The following is a 17,105-nucleotide window of genomic DNA, read 5'->3' on the forward strand; positions in this document are numbered from 1 at the left end:
AAATACCAGGTTAAGCTTTTTTTCTACAGCTAGCACAGGTTGCAGCGCAATAAGCGAGAGGCACAAGATGCTATTAATAAAATGTAGATTAAGCCTTCTCAAGGCATACCTCTCTTAACAATTTATGACTGGTATTCTAACCGATAAAAAAAAGGATGCCACTTTATTGAAACACCCTTGATTTTTTATACCTTTTAAAGTGACTCTATACTTTGTTTCTGAGCGGTTAATTTGCTCATTTGCATAGTAAAGTCTGCCAACTTTGCTTTTTCTTTGTCAATCACTGCAGCTGGAGCATTGCTTACAAACTTCTCGTTTGCCAGCTTGCCTTGAGTTCTGGCAAAGTCTTTTTCTAGCTTGTCGTAAGCTTTAGCGATTCGAGCTAATTCGGCGTCTTTGTCGATTAAACCAGCCATAGGAATTAAAATTTCCATTTCGCCAACTAAAGCTGTGGCCGAAGCCGGCGCTTCTTCGTCTGGCGCTAACAAATCAATCTTTTCCAGTTTTGCCATTGCACCTAAAAACACATTAGTTGATTGCAGTCTTTGCCAATCTTGCTCACTAGCATTACGTAACAACACAGATAAAGGTTTATTCGGTGAAATATCCATTTCGCCTCTGATGTTACGAATACCCACTACAAAACTTTTTAGCCATTCGATATCTTGTACTGCAGTTTCATCCATTAATTGAGGGTTTTGTTGAGGGAAGCTTTGTAACATTATGCTGTCTGCAGTCGTTTCTGCGCTAGTGCATAAAGGATGCACTTTTTGCCAAATTTCTTCTGTGATAAAAGGCATAACAGGGTGCATTAAGCGTAATAGATGCTCTAAAACATTGACTAAGGTATGTCGCGTACCGCGTTTTTGCGCCTCGCTGCTGTGTTCAGAATTTAATATAGGTTTAGTTAATTCTAAATACCAATCGCAGAATTGGTTCCAAGTAAATTCGTAAATTAGCTGCGCAGCAATATCAAAACGGTAGTCAACTATAGCGTTTTCAAAGCCTGTAAGTGTTTGTTGAAACTTCGCCCAAATCCACTTGTCGGCTAAACTCAGTGACAATTCGCCACCTTGGGCACCTGTGTCTTGATCTTCAGTATTCATCAATACAAATCGCGAAGCATTCCATAATTTATTACAGAAATTGCGATAACCATCAACTCGGCCTAGATCAAAGTTTATGTCGCGACTAGTTGACGCCATAGCTGCAAAGGTAAAGCGCAGCGCATCTGTGCCATAAGCACTAATGCCGCCTTCAAACTCTTTGCGGGTGCGTTTTTCAATTTTTTTCGCATCTTGAGGATTCATCATGCCAGCGGTACGTTTAGCTACTAAGCTTTCTAAATCTATACCGTCAATTAAATCAATAGGGTCAAGCACATTGCCTTTTGACTTAGACATTTTGTTGCCTTGCTCGTCTCGAATAAGGCCAGTGATGTAGATTTCTTTAAACGGAATTTTGCCAGTAAACTTTTTGGTCATCATGATCATTCTGGCTACCCAGAAAAAGATAATGTCAAAGCCTGTGACCAATACTGAACTAGGTAAAAACTCTTCTAAATCAGGTGTTTGTTCTGGCCAGCCCATAGTGGCAAAAGGCCATAAAGCAGAAGAAAACCAGGTATCTAGTACATCGTTGTCTTGGCGTAATGCCACGTCATCAGCTAACTGGTTTTTTGCTCGCACTTCAGCTTCGTCGCGGCCTACATAAATATTGCCCTGGTCGTCGTACCAAGCGGGAATTCTGTGGCCCCACCAAAGTTGGCGTGAAATACACCAATCTTGAATATTGTGCATCCATTGGTAGTAAGTTTTGTTCCAGTTTTCTGGAACAAATTTAATTTCGCCGCTTTCTACTGCTTCTATGGCGGGCTTAGCTAAGGACTCTACTGCCACATACCATTGATCTGTTAAGTAAGGTTCGATTACGGCACCAGAGCGATCGCCACGAGGCACTTTAAGTTTATGCGGTTCTACCTTAACTAAGACATCAGAGGCAGTTAATTCCTCAACTATTTTCTTACGCGCTGCAAAACGATCTAAGCCTTGGTATTCTGCTGGCGCCTTTTGATTAATTTTAGCGTCGTCTGTGAGTATGTTTATCATCTCTAGATTGTGACGCTTACCCATTTCGTAATCGTTAAAATCGTGAGCTGGAGTGATTTTTACACAACCTGTGCCAAATTCTGGATCCACATAGTCATCGGCAATAATATTAATTAAGCGCCCTGTAATAGGCAGTTTAATTTGTTTGCCTACTAAGGCTTGATAACGTTCATCTTCGGGGTGCACAGCAACAGCTGTATCACCTAACATGGTTTCAGGACGAGTGGTGGCAACCACTAATTCCCCACTGCCATCAGCCAAGGGATAACGCATGTGCCACATAAAGCCGTCTTCTTCTTCGTTTAGTACTTCTAAATCTGATACCGCGGTTAATAAAACCGGATCCCAGTTAACTAAACGTTTACCTCGATAAATTAAACCTTCTTCGTGCAACTTAACAAACACTTCTACCACTGCAGAAGATAAATTGTCGTCCATGGTAAAGGCTTCTCTGTCCCAATCTGGTGAGTCACCTAAACGGCGCATTTGTTGAGAAATGTTGCCGCCTGATTCAGCTTTCCATTCCCATATTTTATCAATAAAAGCTTCGCGACCTAAGTCGTGGCGGGTTTTGCCTTGTGCATTAAGTTGGCGCTCAACTACCATTTGGGTAGCGATACCTGCATGGTCAGTACCACATTGCCACAAGGTATTGTCACCTTTCATACGATGGTAACGCGTAAGAGCATCCATAATGGTATGTTGAAAAGCATGCCCCATATGCAGACTGCCAGTGACATTAGGAGGTGGGATCAAAATGCAGTAGGGTTCGCCTTGACCACTGGCTTTAAAATAGCCATTGTCTTCCCACTTTTGATAACACTGTTGCTCGATATTTTGTGGGCTGTAGGTTTTATCCATGGTGTTAAATCTCGTTTATGCTTGTGGCGGGCAAGGTGTCTAATTGACAACCTGCCGCGCGAAATTGTTTGTAACGCTCGCGTGCTTGGACTTTTAGCGCCTCTACGGCGGGAACAAAGTCGATTATGTGTTTATAGCGTGCGTGAAAATTGGGTACTTGGTCAGACAAATTAATTAACACTGGTCGATTAAATTGTTTGGGCGCTTGCCAGCATATTTCTACTGCTGTGCCATTGGCTGGCCCTTCACCCAATAAGTTGTGAGGAACAAAGGCATCTACAGGTAATTGCCATAATAGCTCATCAAACTTTTCTGCCTCTTGCTGATTATTGCAAAAGACTGTGACTTTTTGCCTATTGCGATAGTGCCGAGTCGATAACGCACATGCCAAAGCAAAATGCTGAGGCATATCCAATACTTCTGCTTGTTGTTCAAGCAAATAAAATGTGACCTGTGGCATATTAAAAGCTGTGTCTCTGACTACCAGTATTCACTATTAATCCTCGGTCTCTATGCCTGCTTTGTTCATTAAAAATTGCGAAAGCATAGGCACAGGGCGCCCTGTAGAGCCCTTTTCTTTACCACCAACCCAAGCTGTACCGGCAATGTCCATATGTGCCCAATTGTATTTGCGAGTAAAGCGCGATAAAAAACATGCCGCGGTTATGGTGCCCGCAGGACGACCACCTAGGTTACTCATATCCGCAAAGGGGCTTTCAATTTGTTCTTGATACTCATCCCATAAAGGTAAGCGCCAAGCTTTGTCGCCACTTTGTTCAGAGGCATTAATCAGTTCGTGAGCTAAAGGATTGTGATTACTCAAAACACCAGTAGCGTGCTTGCCTAATGCAATGACACAAGCGCCGGTTAAAGTGGCTACGTCTACTACTAACTCTGGGTCGAAGCGCTCTACGTAAGTTAAAGCGTCACATAATACTAAGCGCCCTTCGGCATCGGTATTTAATACTTCAACCGTTTGTCCTGACATAGTAGTTAACACATCGCCAGGGCGATAGGCATTAGCATCAGGCATGTTTTCACAGCCAGCTAACACGCCAATAACATTAATAGGCAGGTTCAATTCACACACTGTATGCATGGCACCTAAAACACCAGCGGCACCGCCCATGTCATATTTCATTTCGTCCATTGCTTCGCCAGGTTTTAGTGAAATACCACCTGAATCGAAGGTTAAGCCTTTACCAACTAAGACAATAGGGGCTTGCCCAGAAGGGCCGCCTTTATGCTCCATTATGGTCATAATAGATTCGTTAGCTGAACCTCTGCCAACGGCTAGGTAGGAGTGCATGCCCAGTTCGTGCATTTGTTTTTCATCTACTGCACTAACTTGCAAGTTAGGATAGTGCTTTTCAAGCTCTTGGGCTTGCTCTAACAAATATTTAGGATTGCAAATATTAGGCGGCATATTGGCTGCATCTTTAGTGGTTTTCACCCCTTGCGCCACAGCTAGGCCATGTTCTAATGCGCGCTCACCAATAGACAATTCACGACGAGTTGGCACATTAAATACTATCTTTCTTAACGGACGGCGTAACTCGCCTTTTTTGGTTTTTAGTTGTAAAAAGGTATACAGCGAATCTTGCGTAGCTTCTACTGCCTGACGTACCTTCCAATAGGTATCGCGACCTTTAACATGTAATTCTGTTAAAAAGCTGACCGCTTCCATTGAGCCTGTTTCATTCAGGGTTTTAATGGTCTTAGATATGATTTGTTTGTATTGGCGTTCGTCTAATTCACGCTCTTTGCCGCAGCCAACCAGTAACACACGTTCACTTAGAATATTTGGCACATGATGGAGTAACAACATTTGCCCGGCTTGCCCTTCAAGGTCGCCACGTCTAAGTAGATTGCTGATGTAACCTTCGCTGACTATATCTAACTGTTCTGCTACTGAGGTTAATCGTCTTGGTTCGAATACGCCTACTACTATACAGGCACTACGTTGTTTTTCTGGACTGCCACTTTTGACACTAAATTCCACTTTTGAACCCTCATTACGCTAAGTCTAATCACGGCTGCAAAAACCATTAACTACCCTTTTTATGTGATATTACTAAGCTGGGCTTGGGCAATGCAGTGATATTATTGTAAGATTTAACTTTGCCAATCAAAATCTGTAAACAAGACATTGGCTAAGTGCTTTAATTACGCACACTTTATAAATTAAACTTGTGAAAACGTTAAGTTTACTTAAAATTTCGTATAGTGCCACTAAAAATACTACTTTTCCTATGGATGTGATGTGCTGATTTTCCGCTATTTGATGAAAGAAACCCTTAAATCGCAAGTGGCTATTTTCTTGCTTTTAATGGCGATTTTTGTCACCCAAAAATTCGTTAGAGTGTTAGCCGATGCGTCTGATGGCGAAATCCCTGCGGGCTTAGTATTGGGATTTTTAGCCCTTCATATGCCTGTTTTGGCTTCTTTGATTTTACCCTTAAGTTTGTTTTTAGGCATTATGTTGGCGCATGGGCGCTTATATGTTGATAGTGAAATGAGCGTTATGCGCGCTTGTGGCATTAGTGAATGGTATATCACCCGAGTCATGTTGGTATTAGCATTGTGCATGGCAGTATTTACCGCAGTATTAACTATGTGGTTAACCCCTTTATCTATTGAAAGCCGTTATCAACTTGAAGAAAAAGCTGGGGCGCAAAGTGGTTTATCTAGTTTAATTTCGGGGCGCTTTCAGCAAACTGCCAACCAACAGGCGGTGATTTTTGTGCATGAAATTGATGCTGGCGCTACCCCTTTACGTAAAGTGTTTTTAGCTCAAAAAAGCGATGACTCTGAAACCCAAAGTGTGCGAATAGTGTATGCCAACCAAGGCGGCATTGAAGAACAAACGAATGGCGCACAAAAGTTGATTTTGGGGCAAGGCAAGCAGTATGAAGGGGAGTTAGGCAAGCAAGATTATCGAGTGATTGAGTTTGATGAGTATCAAATTCAAATTGCCGAGCAGCAAGCTGAAAAAAAACGCCGAAAAATTAGTGCATTTGCAACCACAGATTTAATTAACGATACCTCGATAGATGCCATTGCAGAATTGCATTGGCGCATAGCCATACCTCTTTCTTTGCCATTTTTAGTGTTAATAGCCGTGCCATTAAGTGCAGCAAACCCAAGGCAAGGGCGGTTTGGCAAAATGTTCCCTGCCTTAATGTTGTACCTAGGGTATTTTATGTTGCTTATGGCCGGTAGAAAGGCGTTAGAAGATGGCAATATACCCCCGCAATTAGGATTGTGGTGGGTGCATTTTGTACTCTTTGTTATAGGCATAGTATTGATATTGAAAAATCGACCTTTAGGGGTAAAGCTGCGCGCCCGCATTAAAGGAGATGGCCATGTTTAAAATTTTAGATGTTTACATTGCCAAAACCTTGTTGGCCACCACTGCCTTAAGTTTAAGTGTGTTAGTTGGCTTAAGTGGGCTAATTAAATTTATCGAACAAATGAAACAAGTAGGACGGGGTAGCTACGATATGACAGTGGCAGGCATTTATGTGCTACTTAGCTTGCCCCGCGAAATCGAACAATTCTTTCCTATGGCCACCTTAATTGGTGGGTTAATTGGCATGGGTATTTTAGCCAGTAATAGTGAGTTAGTGGTGATGCAGGCTGCTGGACAGAGCCGCTGGAACATTATTGTTTCGGCAATGAAATCGGCATTGTTAATGGTATTGTTTGTGATGTCTATTGGCGAATGGGTGGCGCCAGTGACAGAAACTAAAGCCAAAGAAATTCGAACTCAAGCTATATCGGGGGGCAGTTTATTTGCATCTGATCGACTCATCTGGGCCAAAGATGGCAATCATTTTGTCAGTATTGGTGAGGTAGTAAATACTCATACTTTAGGCAAAGTGAACAGGTATGAATTTGATGATAATTTGGTGCTTAAACAAATAACCAGTGCCTTTAAAGCTCAGTATACAGATAAGGGTTGGTTGCTAGAACAAGTAACCTATACACGCATGGATCAAGAGCGAATCCGGTATGAACAAAAATCCCAAGATAACTGGCAATCTAGTTTAACCCCAGACAAGTTAGGTGTAGTGACCATCAAACCCGAGGCCTTATCTATCCAAGGGTTAATTGAATATGTTAACTACAGTCGTAACAATAGCCTAGATCCCAGTCGTTATGAATTGGCTTTATGGCGCAAAATATTACAACCCTTATCTGTGGGGGTGATGTTACTTATGGCTTTGTCTTTTATATTTGGCCCTTTGCGCAGCGTGACTATGGGGGCTCGGATTATTTTAGGTGTGCTCACTGGCTTTGGCTTTTTTGTGAGTAACGAAGTATTTGGGGCAGTGAGTTTAGTCTATCAATTACCCCCAATACTAGGAGCCGCTTTACCTAGTGCGGTGTTTGCCGGCTTAGCTTGTTATCTTTTGCAACGAAGAAGCTAATCAGCAAGAGATTATTCTTGAATGTTTTTCCACGCCGCATGGTGATTTTGTTCTTTGCTTAGCACTAAAATTTCTGTGGAGACTAAGCGGTCTTGCAATGACTGTTTGTGTTTAATGTCAAATAACACTAACAATGTGCCTAGCCCACCTAAAGAACATATAAGGCGTAAAAGCGCTCGACCATAACCAAAGGGTTGTGGGTTGGTGCTAAATAAACGCAATCGCCATGCTCGCATACCTATAGTTTGTCCGCCATTGCGCCAAAACCAAAGAAAAAAACCTATTACCCAAAACGCTACCCACAGTTGCAAAATCAGCTGATATTCTGGTGACTGACTAATTAAATCACTAAAGTGTTGGTGCCCATTGTTATCTATTATGTTGTTTTCACTCAACAAAAGCAGGCTTATTAACATGACCATAGCGGCACACATGCCTACGGCCACCGCAACTAAGGTGTCGTAAATCATGGCAGCTAAGCGGCGCATAAAACCTGCACGTTGAGGTTGAGAAGAGCTTGAGTTCAATTAAGGTCCTTAAGGGATGTTTTATTACTAAGAGGTAAAGGCCCATAGTAAACAATCGGCCTAAATTTTCAATCTTAGAACTAGACTCAATCAATCTTCAGGTAAATAAGGCGAGTTTTAAAATAAAAAATCCACAGTTGCTTAAAAACTCAACAAGGAAGCTAAGACTTGCATAAAAACACTTGCATGCAAGACACTGCTCGCTATAATGCTCGCCTCTTGAAGTTTACGTTAAATTAACTTCAAAAATCACCTTTGCCAGTGTGATGGAATTGGTAGACATGACGGATTCAAAATCCGTTGCAGCAATGCGTGGCGGTTCGAGTCCGCCCACTGGTACCATCTTTGATGCTTTACATTAAAGATAAAATAACCTGCTTTTGGCAGGTTTTTTTATATTTGGCCAACTCAAGTCAGCCCCTATTCTTCCGCAACCCAATATTTATCAAAGTTTGTTGTTATTCGTTTTTATCAAGTTGTTGTTTTACAACTGTAAAAAGCTTGAGCATGGCTTGATTAAATAGACTTAATTGTTGATGTAATTCCCGTGAGCCTGAATCTTTGTCTGTATAAAGTTTGTCTTCAATATTTTTCGCTAGTTTAGCTAAGTTGTAGGCACCAATGTAATTAAGGGCAGGCAAGGCATCGTGAATGATTTTATGCACAGCATCTAAATCGTTAGTTTTTATTAAGTTTTCTAATGTGTGGATAATGTTTTCTTTGTCTAAAAAGTCATGTAATAAAGCTTGAAACTCTTGCTGATTAACAAAGAGTTTCTGCATAGCTTTAGCCTGCTCTAAAATAACTAACTTATCGATTTGTTCAGCTGTGGGTGGCAAGGTCGCTTGGTTTTGAGTTAATGCCTGTTGCGGGGATTGATTAGCTGGTTTAGCCAATAAAATTTCAGCCAAAACTTGATATAAGTATTCGGGATCTATGGGTTTAGTAATATGTGCGGTCATACCAACTTCAGCGGTTTTTAGCATATCTTGCTTCATCGCATTGGCGGTCATAGCAACTATGGGCATAGTACAAGCCAATTCGTTTCTCAAATTTGTGGTGGCGCTTAATCCGTCCATCTCTGGCATTTGTAAATCCATAAGAATGCAGTCGAAATCAGGCTGCTTTTTAACTGCTTCAATGACTTCTAAACCATTGTTTACTAGATGTAATTCAGCCTGAGTGTATTTAAGGAAGCCAAGCGCAACTTTTTGATTGAGTTTATTGTCTTCGGCGATGAGAATGCGCTTACCTGTTAGATCCGGCACGTTTTCTAAGCCAGCAACAGAAACCGAAGATGGTGATGTGATATTAAATGCGGTTTCCTGCATTTTATTAATTAATTCACTGGCGCTAAAAGGCTTAGCAATAAAGTGAATTATGCCTAACTCTTTTGCCTGCTGTTGCATGGGGGCAAAGTCGAAAGCTGATAACATAATGATTTTGGGTTTATTGCGGCTAAACTCTTGATTAATAATGGCTGTCACTTGGAGTCCATCTATATCCGGCATCTTCCAATCTAACAGCAATAAGTCGTAAGGCGCATGTTGCGCCACAGCGCTACGCAGTTTATGTAAAGTGTCTTGGCCACCATTGGCTAAATCACAATGAATGTTAACTTGCAGCAAAGCATCTGCAATAACTTGCCGAGATAAATTAACATCGTCTGCAACTAATACTTTTAAGGCTGAAAGTTGCGAAGAAGGAGAGACTATATGTTGCTCTTTATCGACCTTTACCGGCACAGTAAAATAGAAGCTAGAACCTTGTTGAGGTTTACTTTCAACCCAAATGTTGCCGCCCATTAACTCCACAAGTTGTTTGCAGATGGCTAAACCTAAACCTGTGCCGCCAAACCTTCTGGAAATGGATTCGTCGACTTGGGCAAAAGATTCAAATAAGCCAGACATTTCCTGCTCTGTCAGGCCAATTCCTGTATCTGTTACGTTAAATTCCAATACCACATCTTGTTCGCGAGTTTGGCTTTTAACTTTTACCGAAACTAGTCCTTCGTCAGTAAATTTCACTGCGTTACTTAATAGATTCACTAGAACTTGCTGAATGCGTAAACCATCACCTTGTAAATGCAGCGGTACATCGCGGGCAATATGTTGAATTAACTCGATGTTTTTTTCGTGTGCTCTAATAGATTGTAGGCGTAGCGATTGACTGATAATTTTATCTAGCTGAAATGGCTGGATTTCAATGTCTAATTTACCCGCTTCGATTTTAGAAAAATCAAGAATATCGTTGATCACCCCTAGTAGAGAATGTGAAGCCTGATCAATTTGCCGCAAGTTGGTTAGATCTTCTGGATTAGTTGCATTTTTTTGCATCAGCTTAGTTAAGCCCGAAATTGCATTGATTGGGGTGCGAATTTCGTGACTCATTCGAGCTAAAAAATCAGACTTAGCTTGGGTGGCCTGTTTAAGCTCTTGTGCATATTGATTAAGCTGCTCGCGCTGCATGCGGGTTCGAATAAACAAAAAGAAAACTAACAATAAGGCCGCAACTAATGTGAGGCTAAAGTAAACTTGATACCTATTGTTTTGAACTTGGGCAAGGTGACGTTGAGACTGAAGCTCATTTTCTTTTTGTAATAATTTGATGGCTTTTTCTTTTTCAAACACATCCAGTCGAACATTATTTATGGCAACTAACTGTGATTGTTTTTGATTAAAACTTTGTTTATATAATTGAGTATATTGCTTTAAATAGCCAAGTTGTGCGGAAGCATCACCAGTAAGTTCGGTTAATTCTATCAGTTTAGCTAAGATTTCTAGGTGCTGAATTTTATCTTTTTTGAGTACTTCAAGGGCTAAGTTGGTTTCAAGTTCAGTTACTGCTTTTTGTAAGTCACCTTGTTGTTGATAAATTTCTGCTAAAACTAATAGGCGCGGTACTTCTGCATGTAAAAAGTTTATTTTTCTATCTGCTTTTATAGATTGGCTAATACGCTTTAGGGCTTGGTCGTATTCGCCTTTGGCGACTTTAAGTTTAGCGATTAACAGGTGAACATTGCCGATAAAAGGATAGTTGGCTTGTTGTAAAATGCTTTCTGCTAAGGCCGCATTCACTTCCGCATCAAGCAACTTTCCTAGATTAATTTGTGCCAGGGCAATACCAAAATAAGCCATGCCTTCAGATTCTTTATTGTTAAATTTTTGCGCCGCAGTTAACTGTTGATAAGCATTATCTAACATGCCCTGGTAGTCTCTTAGTGAGATATAAGTATTCTGCAAGGAGTTGTAGATATTTAGCACTTTTTCGCTATTCAGCTCGCTGTATAATTGAAAGCCATTGTTGAGTGCCGTTAATGCATCACCATATTCACCAATGGTATCTAGTACTGCCCCTTCAATACGGAAGGATTCTGCTACTTCTATTTGATTGTTGGATAACTGGGCTTTAGTACGGGCTTCTAATAATTTTTTGTAGGCTGCTTCTAAGTCGAGTTTTAATAGATAAGCGTAGGCCTGCACATTAAAAAATGTACTTTGATGAAAATCATCTGGATGTTGCAAAAAGAGTTGTTCGAAATGTTCAAACTGTTGTGCCAGTTCTGGCGAATTGGTTTGGACTTGGGTTTTTAACAAAGCTAACTGCTCGGCTAAACTTTGTTGATTGTTAGCTTGCACAAAACTAGAAAAAACACAGCAAACTAGCAGGGTGAAAACCAAGCTAGCCTGCCAAAGTCTAGTTAGTAAGTGTTTCAAGCTAACCCTTAATATGTATGGGTTTTTATTGGTTTGCCTTCACTTTCAAACATCTGTTTTGCTTTTTCCCAATCTTGGTTTTTGATGAGTTCTATATCATCATCACCTAGTCCGTAGGATTGTGCAGTGCCCACAGGATCTTTTAAATAAGCCTCTTTTAATTTTGCGTTGCTATCGAGCTCTTCTAAAAAATCAATCAGTGATCTTGCCATGATAGTGTCCTAAATTAAGGGTTAAATTTATTAATCAATTAGGTTTTTGTTAAAGAGATTTTCTTCACCCTAACGATTATACGCAGAAAAGCCAACAGAAAGCACGGCTAAACTTACCCCCTCACTTGGGTAAAGAAAGTAAACGGTATTTTTCTAATTCAGAATAGTCCTATCGCCAACTTAAGATTAAATAAACCGCCTGAGCAATCCTTAATTGTCTACTTTATTGACTTTAGTGAGCTAAAGCAGCATGCCTTAAAGCTTGCCAATTCAGTTGTGTCGGTAAGCTTTAACTTGCTCAAGGGTTAACCCTAACTTGGCCAACCTAGTTTGATTGTATTCAGGCAGACCTAATGATGGCACCACTAAAGTAGATATTAAGCTTGGTTGACATAGGGATAATTTGGATAACGGGAAGCGTTCTATGCGAGGTCCAAACAAAGGTAAGGTGGCCGCTTCATATAGTATGACTTCATGCTCGGCAGGATAATGGCTTAACAAAATTTCTTGGTACAGGGCTAAGCCCGCACGGCAATGTTGGGCATCTAACACACTTAACTTTGCTTCACCTGCTAATCCAATTTGCCAGATAATTTGGGTCATATGCGGATCTAAGGTGTAATTTCTAAACAAAAACTGTGTGGCTTCATAGGACTGGCAGCCGAAGTGTGCCGGATCTATCCCTAAATCGGCCACTAAACAATCTTCAGCCGAAATGCCGGGTAACATTTCGGCACGCAAACCTAGCGCCCTAACTTGTTTGATTGCCTCGTGAGAAGGGTTAACAAACACACCAGGGTGACCATAAAATGCCGCACAAACGTTTTTCCCTGCCTTAACATCATCTACTATGCGTTGTGTCATCTGCTGGTAAGTTTTTGCCCGTGATTTACCTTCTGTATACAAGTCATCGAGCTTAATCAGCTTTGGATTAAGTTTTTGAATGACTTCTTCAGCAACTTTATGGTTTAGGCCTGTAAATACTAAGTCTGCCTGTTGTATGTAACTTTGAGCGAGCGGAGTAATTTGACCAGCTACACTGATGCCTGTACCTACTACAATTAGCGAGCCTAGAGATTTATCTGACATAACTTCCTTGGTGCGAATAAAAGTGTTCTTTGAAACCTTACCAGTCTCATTTTTAGAAGACTAGTTTGTGTTAAATTAACATAGCGAAAAGATAAATTTAGATTGAACATGTAAAAGTTAAGTTGCCCATAGAGTACGTGTTAAGTAAACCATGCCCATCTGATATTTTGTTTACTGCAATAGAACATTGTTTAAATGAAAAAACACAAGAGCTAGATATTAAGCAACCTGCTAAAAAATTAGAAGATATACGAGTGTTAGTGGTTGAAGATAATGAGATTAATCAGGTAGTAATTAATCACTTACTTCAAGAAAATGGAGCTGTTGTTATTATTGCCAATCATGGCAAAGCCGCCCTTGAATTACTAGAACAAAATGATGATTTTCAAGTGATTTTAATGGATATCCAGATGCCAGAAATGGACGGAATTCAAGCCACTAAAATTATTCGTGCCCAGGCGAATCCCAAGGTTGCTAAAATGCCTATCATTGCGCTTTCTGCCAATGTATTGGAAAAAGACGTAGCAAGTTATCTGGCTGTGGGGGATGAATGCTCACAGTGCGAAACCGGTGAATATTGATGAGTTAACTAAAAAAATATTAGCGTTAATTGATTAATATGACGCATATTATGGATAACTAGCAGGCTTTGGTTGTGACTTTATTGATTGCACTAGATTTAGCAGCAAATAATTGTGCCGTTTAGACTTACTCTTCTCTTGCAAAATCCTAGTAGTTTTATTAGCGTCTAGTCACACTAAAAATACTAATAAAGAGAGAAAATGAAAAACATCATTCTTTTGTCCATTTCGACAATTTTTGCTCTAACAGGGTGCTCACCTAATTCACAGCCAAAAAACACGGTAAAAGCAGCGTCAGTGCAAAGTGTTCATGACTACACAGCCAAAGGAATTATTGCTGGCACTTTGCCCGAAATAGTAGAGGCGTTAAATAGTGGCGAAGTAAGTGCCGAGCAGTTAGTTAAATTATATCTTGAACGTATAGAACAAGTAGATAAACAAGGGCCGCAGTTACAGTCTATTATTTCGCTTAATCCAGATGCGCTAAAGCAAGCACAAAAGTTGGATGAAATGCGCGCCAATGGTGAAGTATTAGGGGCTTTGCATGGGGTGCCTATTTTACTTAAAGACAATATTGAATCACTCGATGCAATGCCCACCACAGCAGGCGCATTAGCACTTATAGACAACATTACCCTGCGCGACAGCCCTTTAGTGACTGGTTTAAGAGCTCAAGGTGCAATTATTTTAGGTAAAACAAATCTGAGTCAATGGGCCAACTTTCGCTCTGAAGGCTCTATGAGTGGTTGGAGTGCCCTTGGTGGGCAGGTTAAAAACCCGCATATGCTGGATAGGAACCCTTGTGGCTCAAGCTCTGGTTCAGGGGCCGCGGCAGCCGCATCGTTAAGTGCTGGTACAGTAGGAACCGAAACCAATGGCTCTATAACTTGCCCGGCTAATGCCAGTGGCATAGTAGGCTTTAAGCCCACTGTTGGCATAGTACCTCAAGAACATATTATTCCTATTTCTGCCTCGCAAGATACCGCAGGCCCTATGACTAAAAGTGTGAAGGGCGCTGCTATGATGATGAATGCCATGGCCACCACTACACCTAATGTCGACTATACCCAAGGCTTAACTAAAGATGCCTTACAAGGAGTACGAATAGGGGTTTTACATTTTGCTAAAGGCAATACTGCGCCAATAGTGAAACACTTTGAACAAGCTTTAAAAGACCTAGAGGCGGCTGGCGCCACCTTAGTTGTTATACATGAGCGCCCCGCCACACCAGAAAATTACGGTTCTATGGGGTACGATATTCTAAAGTATGAATTTAAAGCGGGGATCAACGAATACCTAGCATCTACTTCGCCAGAACAGGTTAAACCGCGTAATTTAGCTGAGTTAATAGCCTTTAATCAGGCGCATAAAGACATAGAGTTAGCCTTATTTGATCAGAGTATTTTTGACGCCTCTCAGGCCATGGGATCACTAGAAAGCGACGACTATAAAAATGCCGTAAAAACCGTGCAGACTGCTTCTGGTCCTCAAGGTATAGACAAGTTACTGGCCGAATATGATGTGCAGGTTTTAGTTGCGCCTACAGGGGTGATAGTACCTAGAGTGGATCCTATTAATGGTGATGTGTGGCCTAATAACTGGCCTGGATTTGGAGGACATGCAGCGCGAGCAGGGTATCCTCATGCCACAGTGCCCATGGGCGGCATTAATGGCTTGTCGGTGGGCTTGTCATTTATAGGCACAAAAAATACCGATAGTGATATTTTGGCCTACGCCTACGGCTATGAACAGCAGTCTAAACGCAGACTAGATCCTCAGTATTTAGCAAATGCGCAAGCTATTCCAGCCATTGCCAAAGCTATGCAAGGACAGGGGGTAAAATAGTTTTTAGCTTAGAATAAATCATGCTTGAGTGAAGTAAAAAGTGCGGCGGGTTAAGCCTCTTTTTACTTCACTCAGGTTAAGAAGGAAGCTCAGTCGTGTTGGCCCAATAATGATTAAGGTCAGCTATTTTTTGGTAAAAACGATCAAATTCAACTGGCTTGGTAATATAGCCATTAGCACCTAACTGATAACAGATTTCAATTTCTGCTTTGGTTTTTGAGGTACTGATCATAATCACTGGAATATGTTGTAACTCAGGATTGCTTTTAATCAGTTTTAAGGTGGCAATGCCGTTTTGTTTGGGCATGCGAATATCTAATAAAATGATATCTGGTTGAGCATGTAAGCTTGCATCGTCAAAAGGCGGTTGTCGATTTAAAAATAACACCGCCTCTTCACCATCATCTATATGTTTTACTTCATTTAATGGGTTAAATTTATATAGGGCGTCTGTCATCAATTCAGCATGATCAATGTTGTCTTCAATCATTAATACAGTAAGAGGCTTATGGTTTTTCATTAAGGGTCCATTCCATATTTACTGGGAAGGTTGAGTGATAGGAAATTTAAGGGTAAAACTGGTGCCTTTTCCTTCTTCAGAGGTGACAGATATATTGCCCCTGTGATGTTCAACCACCCGTTTAACTATGCTTAACCCTAAACCACTGCCTCCAAACTTTTTACCATTAGCTAATCGATAAAAAGGTGAGAACACTTTTTCAGCCTGAGTGGGATCAAAACCTATACCATTGTCGGTGAGAGTAAGGATGACAAGGTTATCTTCGGTTTGGCAGGTTAGGCTGATGTGTGGCGAGTTTTCGTTGAATTTTATGCTATTGCTAATGAGGTTTTGAAACATTAATTGCATCAGCTCTGCATTGCCCATTATTTTAGGTAATTGCTCAGGGTAGTCAAAAGTAAAAGCTTTTTCTGATGCCATTTTTATCGATAATTTGGTGTACTCTAAAACCTTATCTAAAGAAATTTGTTTAAATTCACGGGCACTGTGACCTAAATTTAAATACTGCTGTAAATTGCCAACCAAGGCCATAATGGCATTGGTACTTTTATCTAAATAACTAAACCATTGTTTATCGTCTTCGGTAAAAGTTAGGCGTTTTTCAAAACTTATTTTTATGGCTTCAGAGACACTCATGATGCGGCTAATATGCCCATTAAAATCGTGTGACAAACTCGCACAAAATGCCTGCATGTCTTTGTTGTTTTCATCCATTATAAATTGGTGTTTCCAGCGGTCGATGGCATATCGGCAGGTGCGAAACAACAAGTTAGGGGATAATTCTTCTTTAGGAATAAAGTCTTGCACACCACTGCGTAGTAGACTTTTAGCTAACTCAACACTGTTTAGTGAGGTTAAAATGATAATAGGCAAATTTAACGAGTGCGAACGTAAAAACTCAACTGTTAGCTCAATAGGCGAGTCGGGTAGCTTTAAATCACATAAACACACATCGTATTCTTGTGCTTTTAACGCTTTAACACCGTCTGCTAGGGTATGGGCTGAATCCATATGCACATCAGTGTCGACAATGGCATAAAGCGCATCCTCTACTAACTGCAAATGATCTAAGTTGTCTTCAATTACAAATACTTTCACTGCCAGACTCCTATTTACACTTAATTGAGACTTAAACTTATGATCGCTTATTAACTATCTCTAATGTAGTCGCACTCACCCTTAAAAATCAATGTGAATTATGCTTTAAACGCGC

13 protein-coding genes and 1 tRNA gene are annotated in these 17,105 nt (G+C 40.7%); 5 read left to right on the forward strand and 9 right to left on the reverse strand.

The window, feature by feature from the left end; translation table 11 throughout:
• Positions 1-194: 194 nt before the first annotated feature.
• From ACVCDT_RS14000 to pepA, 3 genes are read right to left on the reverse strand one after another with little or no spacing between them, the layout of a single operon-like run.
• A complete protein-coding gene (locus tag ACVCDT_RS14000) occupies positions 195-2,969 on the reverse strand; it encodes a valine--tRNA ligase (RefSeq protein WP_447133412.1) in 2,775 nt (924 codons plus the stop codon).
• A 4-nt stretch (positions 2,970-2,973) separates the two neighbouring features.
• On the reverse strand, positions 2,974-3,429 hold the full coding sequence (locus ACVCDT_RS14005) for a DNA polymerase III subunit chi (RefSeq protein WP_447133413.1): 456 nt from the start codon (positions 3,427-3,429) through the stop codon (positions 2,974-2,976).
• 36 nt (positions 3,430-3,465) lie between these two features.
• Entirely contained in the window at positions 3,466-4,971 is a 1,506-nt protein-coding gene (gene pepA, locus ACVCDT_RS14010) for a leucyl aminopeptidase (RefSeq protein WP_447133414.1), read from the reverse strand.
• Positions 4,972-5,232: 261 nt separating this feature from the next.
• On the opposite strand from pepA, the gene lptF reads away from it, so the two are divergent.
• Together lptF and lptG are read left to right on the forward strand one after the other, a co-directional pair.
• Positions 5,233-6,342: an LPS export ABC transporter permease LptF gene (gene lptF / locus ACVCDT_RS14015; protein WP_447133415.1), complete on the forward strand. Its 1,110-nt coding sequence runs from the start codon at positions 5,233-5,235 to the stop codon at positions 6,340-6,342.
• A complete protein-coding gene (lptG, locus tag ACVCDT_RS14020) occupies positions 6,335-7,402 on the forward strand; it encodes an LPS export ABC transporter permease LptG (protein WP_447133416.1) in 1,068 nt (355 codons plus the stop codon). Before lptF ends, lptG begins: the two co-directional genes overlap by 8 nt.
• 11 nt (positions 7,403-7,413) lie before the next feature.
• Here the strand turns inward: lptG and ACVCDT_RS14025 are convergent, their stop codons facing one another.
• A complete protein-coding gene (locus ACVCDT_RS14025) occupies positions 7,414-7,890 on the reverse strand; it encodes an RDD family protein (protein WP_447133453.1) in 477 nt (158 codons plus the stop codon).
• A gap of 296 nt (positions 7,891-8,186) precedes the next feature.
• Here ACVCDT_RS14025 and ACVCDT_RS14030 point away from each other — a divergent pair.
• Positions 8,187-8,271, forward strand: a tRNA-Leu gene (locus tag ACVCDT_RS14030).
• Positions 8,272-8,387: 116 nt separating this feature from the next.
• On the opposite strand, the gene ACVCDT_RS14035 is transcribed toward ACVCDT_RS14030, so the two are convergent.
• The 3 genes from ACVCDT_RS14035 to ACVCDT_RS14045 form a co-directional block, all read right to left on the reverse strand.
• A complete protein-coding gene (locus ACVCDT_RS14035) occupies positions 8,388-11,645 on the reverse strand; it encodes a tetratricopeptide repeat-containing hybrid sensor histidine kinase/response regulator (RefSeq protein WP_447133417.1) in 3,258 nt (1,085 codons plus the stop codon).
• Between the two features lie 8 nt (positions 11,646-11,653).
• On the reverse strand, positions 11,654-11,857 hold the full coding sequence (locus ACVCDT_RS14040) for a hypothetical protein (RefSeq protein WP_447133418.1): 204 nt from the start codon (positions 11,855-11,857) through the stop codon (positions 11,654-11,656).
• Positions 11,858-12,127: 270 nt separating this feature from the next.
• Entirely contained in the window at positions 12,128-12,946 is an 819-nt protein-coding gene (locus tag ACVCDT_RS14045) for an SAM-dependent methyltransferase (RefSeq protein ID WP_447133419.1), read from the reverse strand.
• A 137-nt stretch (positions 12,947-13,083) separates the two neighbouring features.
• Here ACVCDT_RS14045 and ACVCDT_RS14050 point away from each other — a divergent pair, with 137 nt between their 5' ends.
• On the forward strand, positions 13,084-13,527 hold the full coding sequence (locus ACVCDT_RS14050; protein WP_447133420.1) for a response regulator: 444 nt from the start codon (positions 13,084-13,086) through the stop codon (positions 13,525-13,527).
• 201 nt (positions 13,528-13,728) lie between these two features.
• Positions 13,729-15,372, forward strand: coding sequence for an amidase (locus tag ACVCDT_RS14055; protein ID WP_447133421.1), 1,644 nt, complete (start codon positions 13,729-13,731; stop codon positions 15,370-15,372).
• Between the two features lie 76 nt (positions 15,373-15,448).
• Here the strand turns inward: ACVCDT_RS14055 and ACVCDT_RS14060 are convergent, their stop codons facing one another.
• Positions 15,449-15,892 carry a response regulator gene (locus tag ACVCDT_RS14060; RefSeq protein WP_447133422.1) on the reverse strand — a complete coding sequence of 148 codons (444 nt, stop codon included), beginning with the start codon at positions 15,890-15,892 and terminating at the stop codon, positions 15,449-15,451.
• Positions 15,893-15,910: 18 nt separating this feature from the next.
• Positions 15,911-16,990, reverse strand: a complete 1,080-nt coding sequence (locus tag ACVCDT_RS14065) for a sensor histidine kinase (RefSeq protein WP_447133423.1) — start codon at positions 16,988-16,990, stop codon at positions 15,911-15,913.
• Positions 16,991-17,105: the final 115 nt, after the last annotated feature.

It is taken from the genome of Paraglaciecola aestuariivivens (assembly GCF_052983255.1).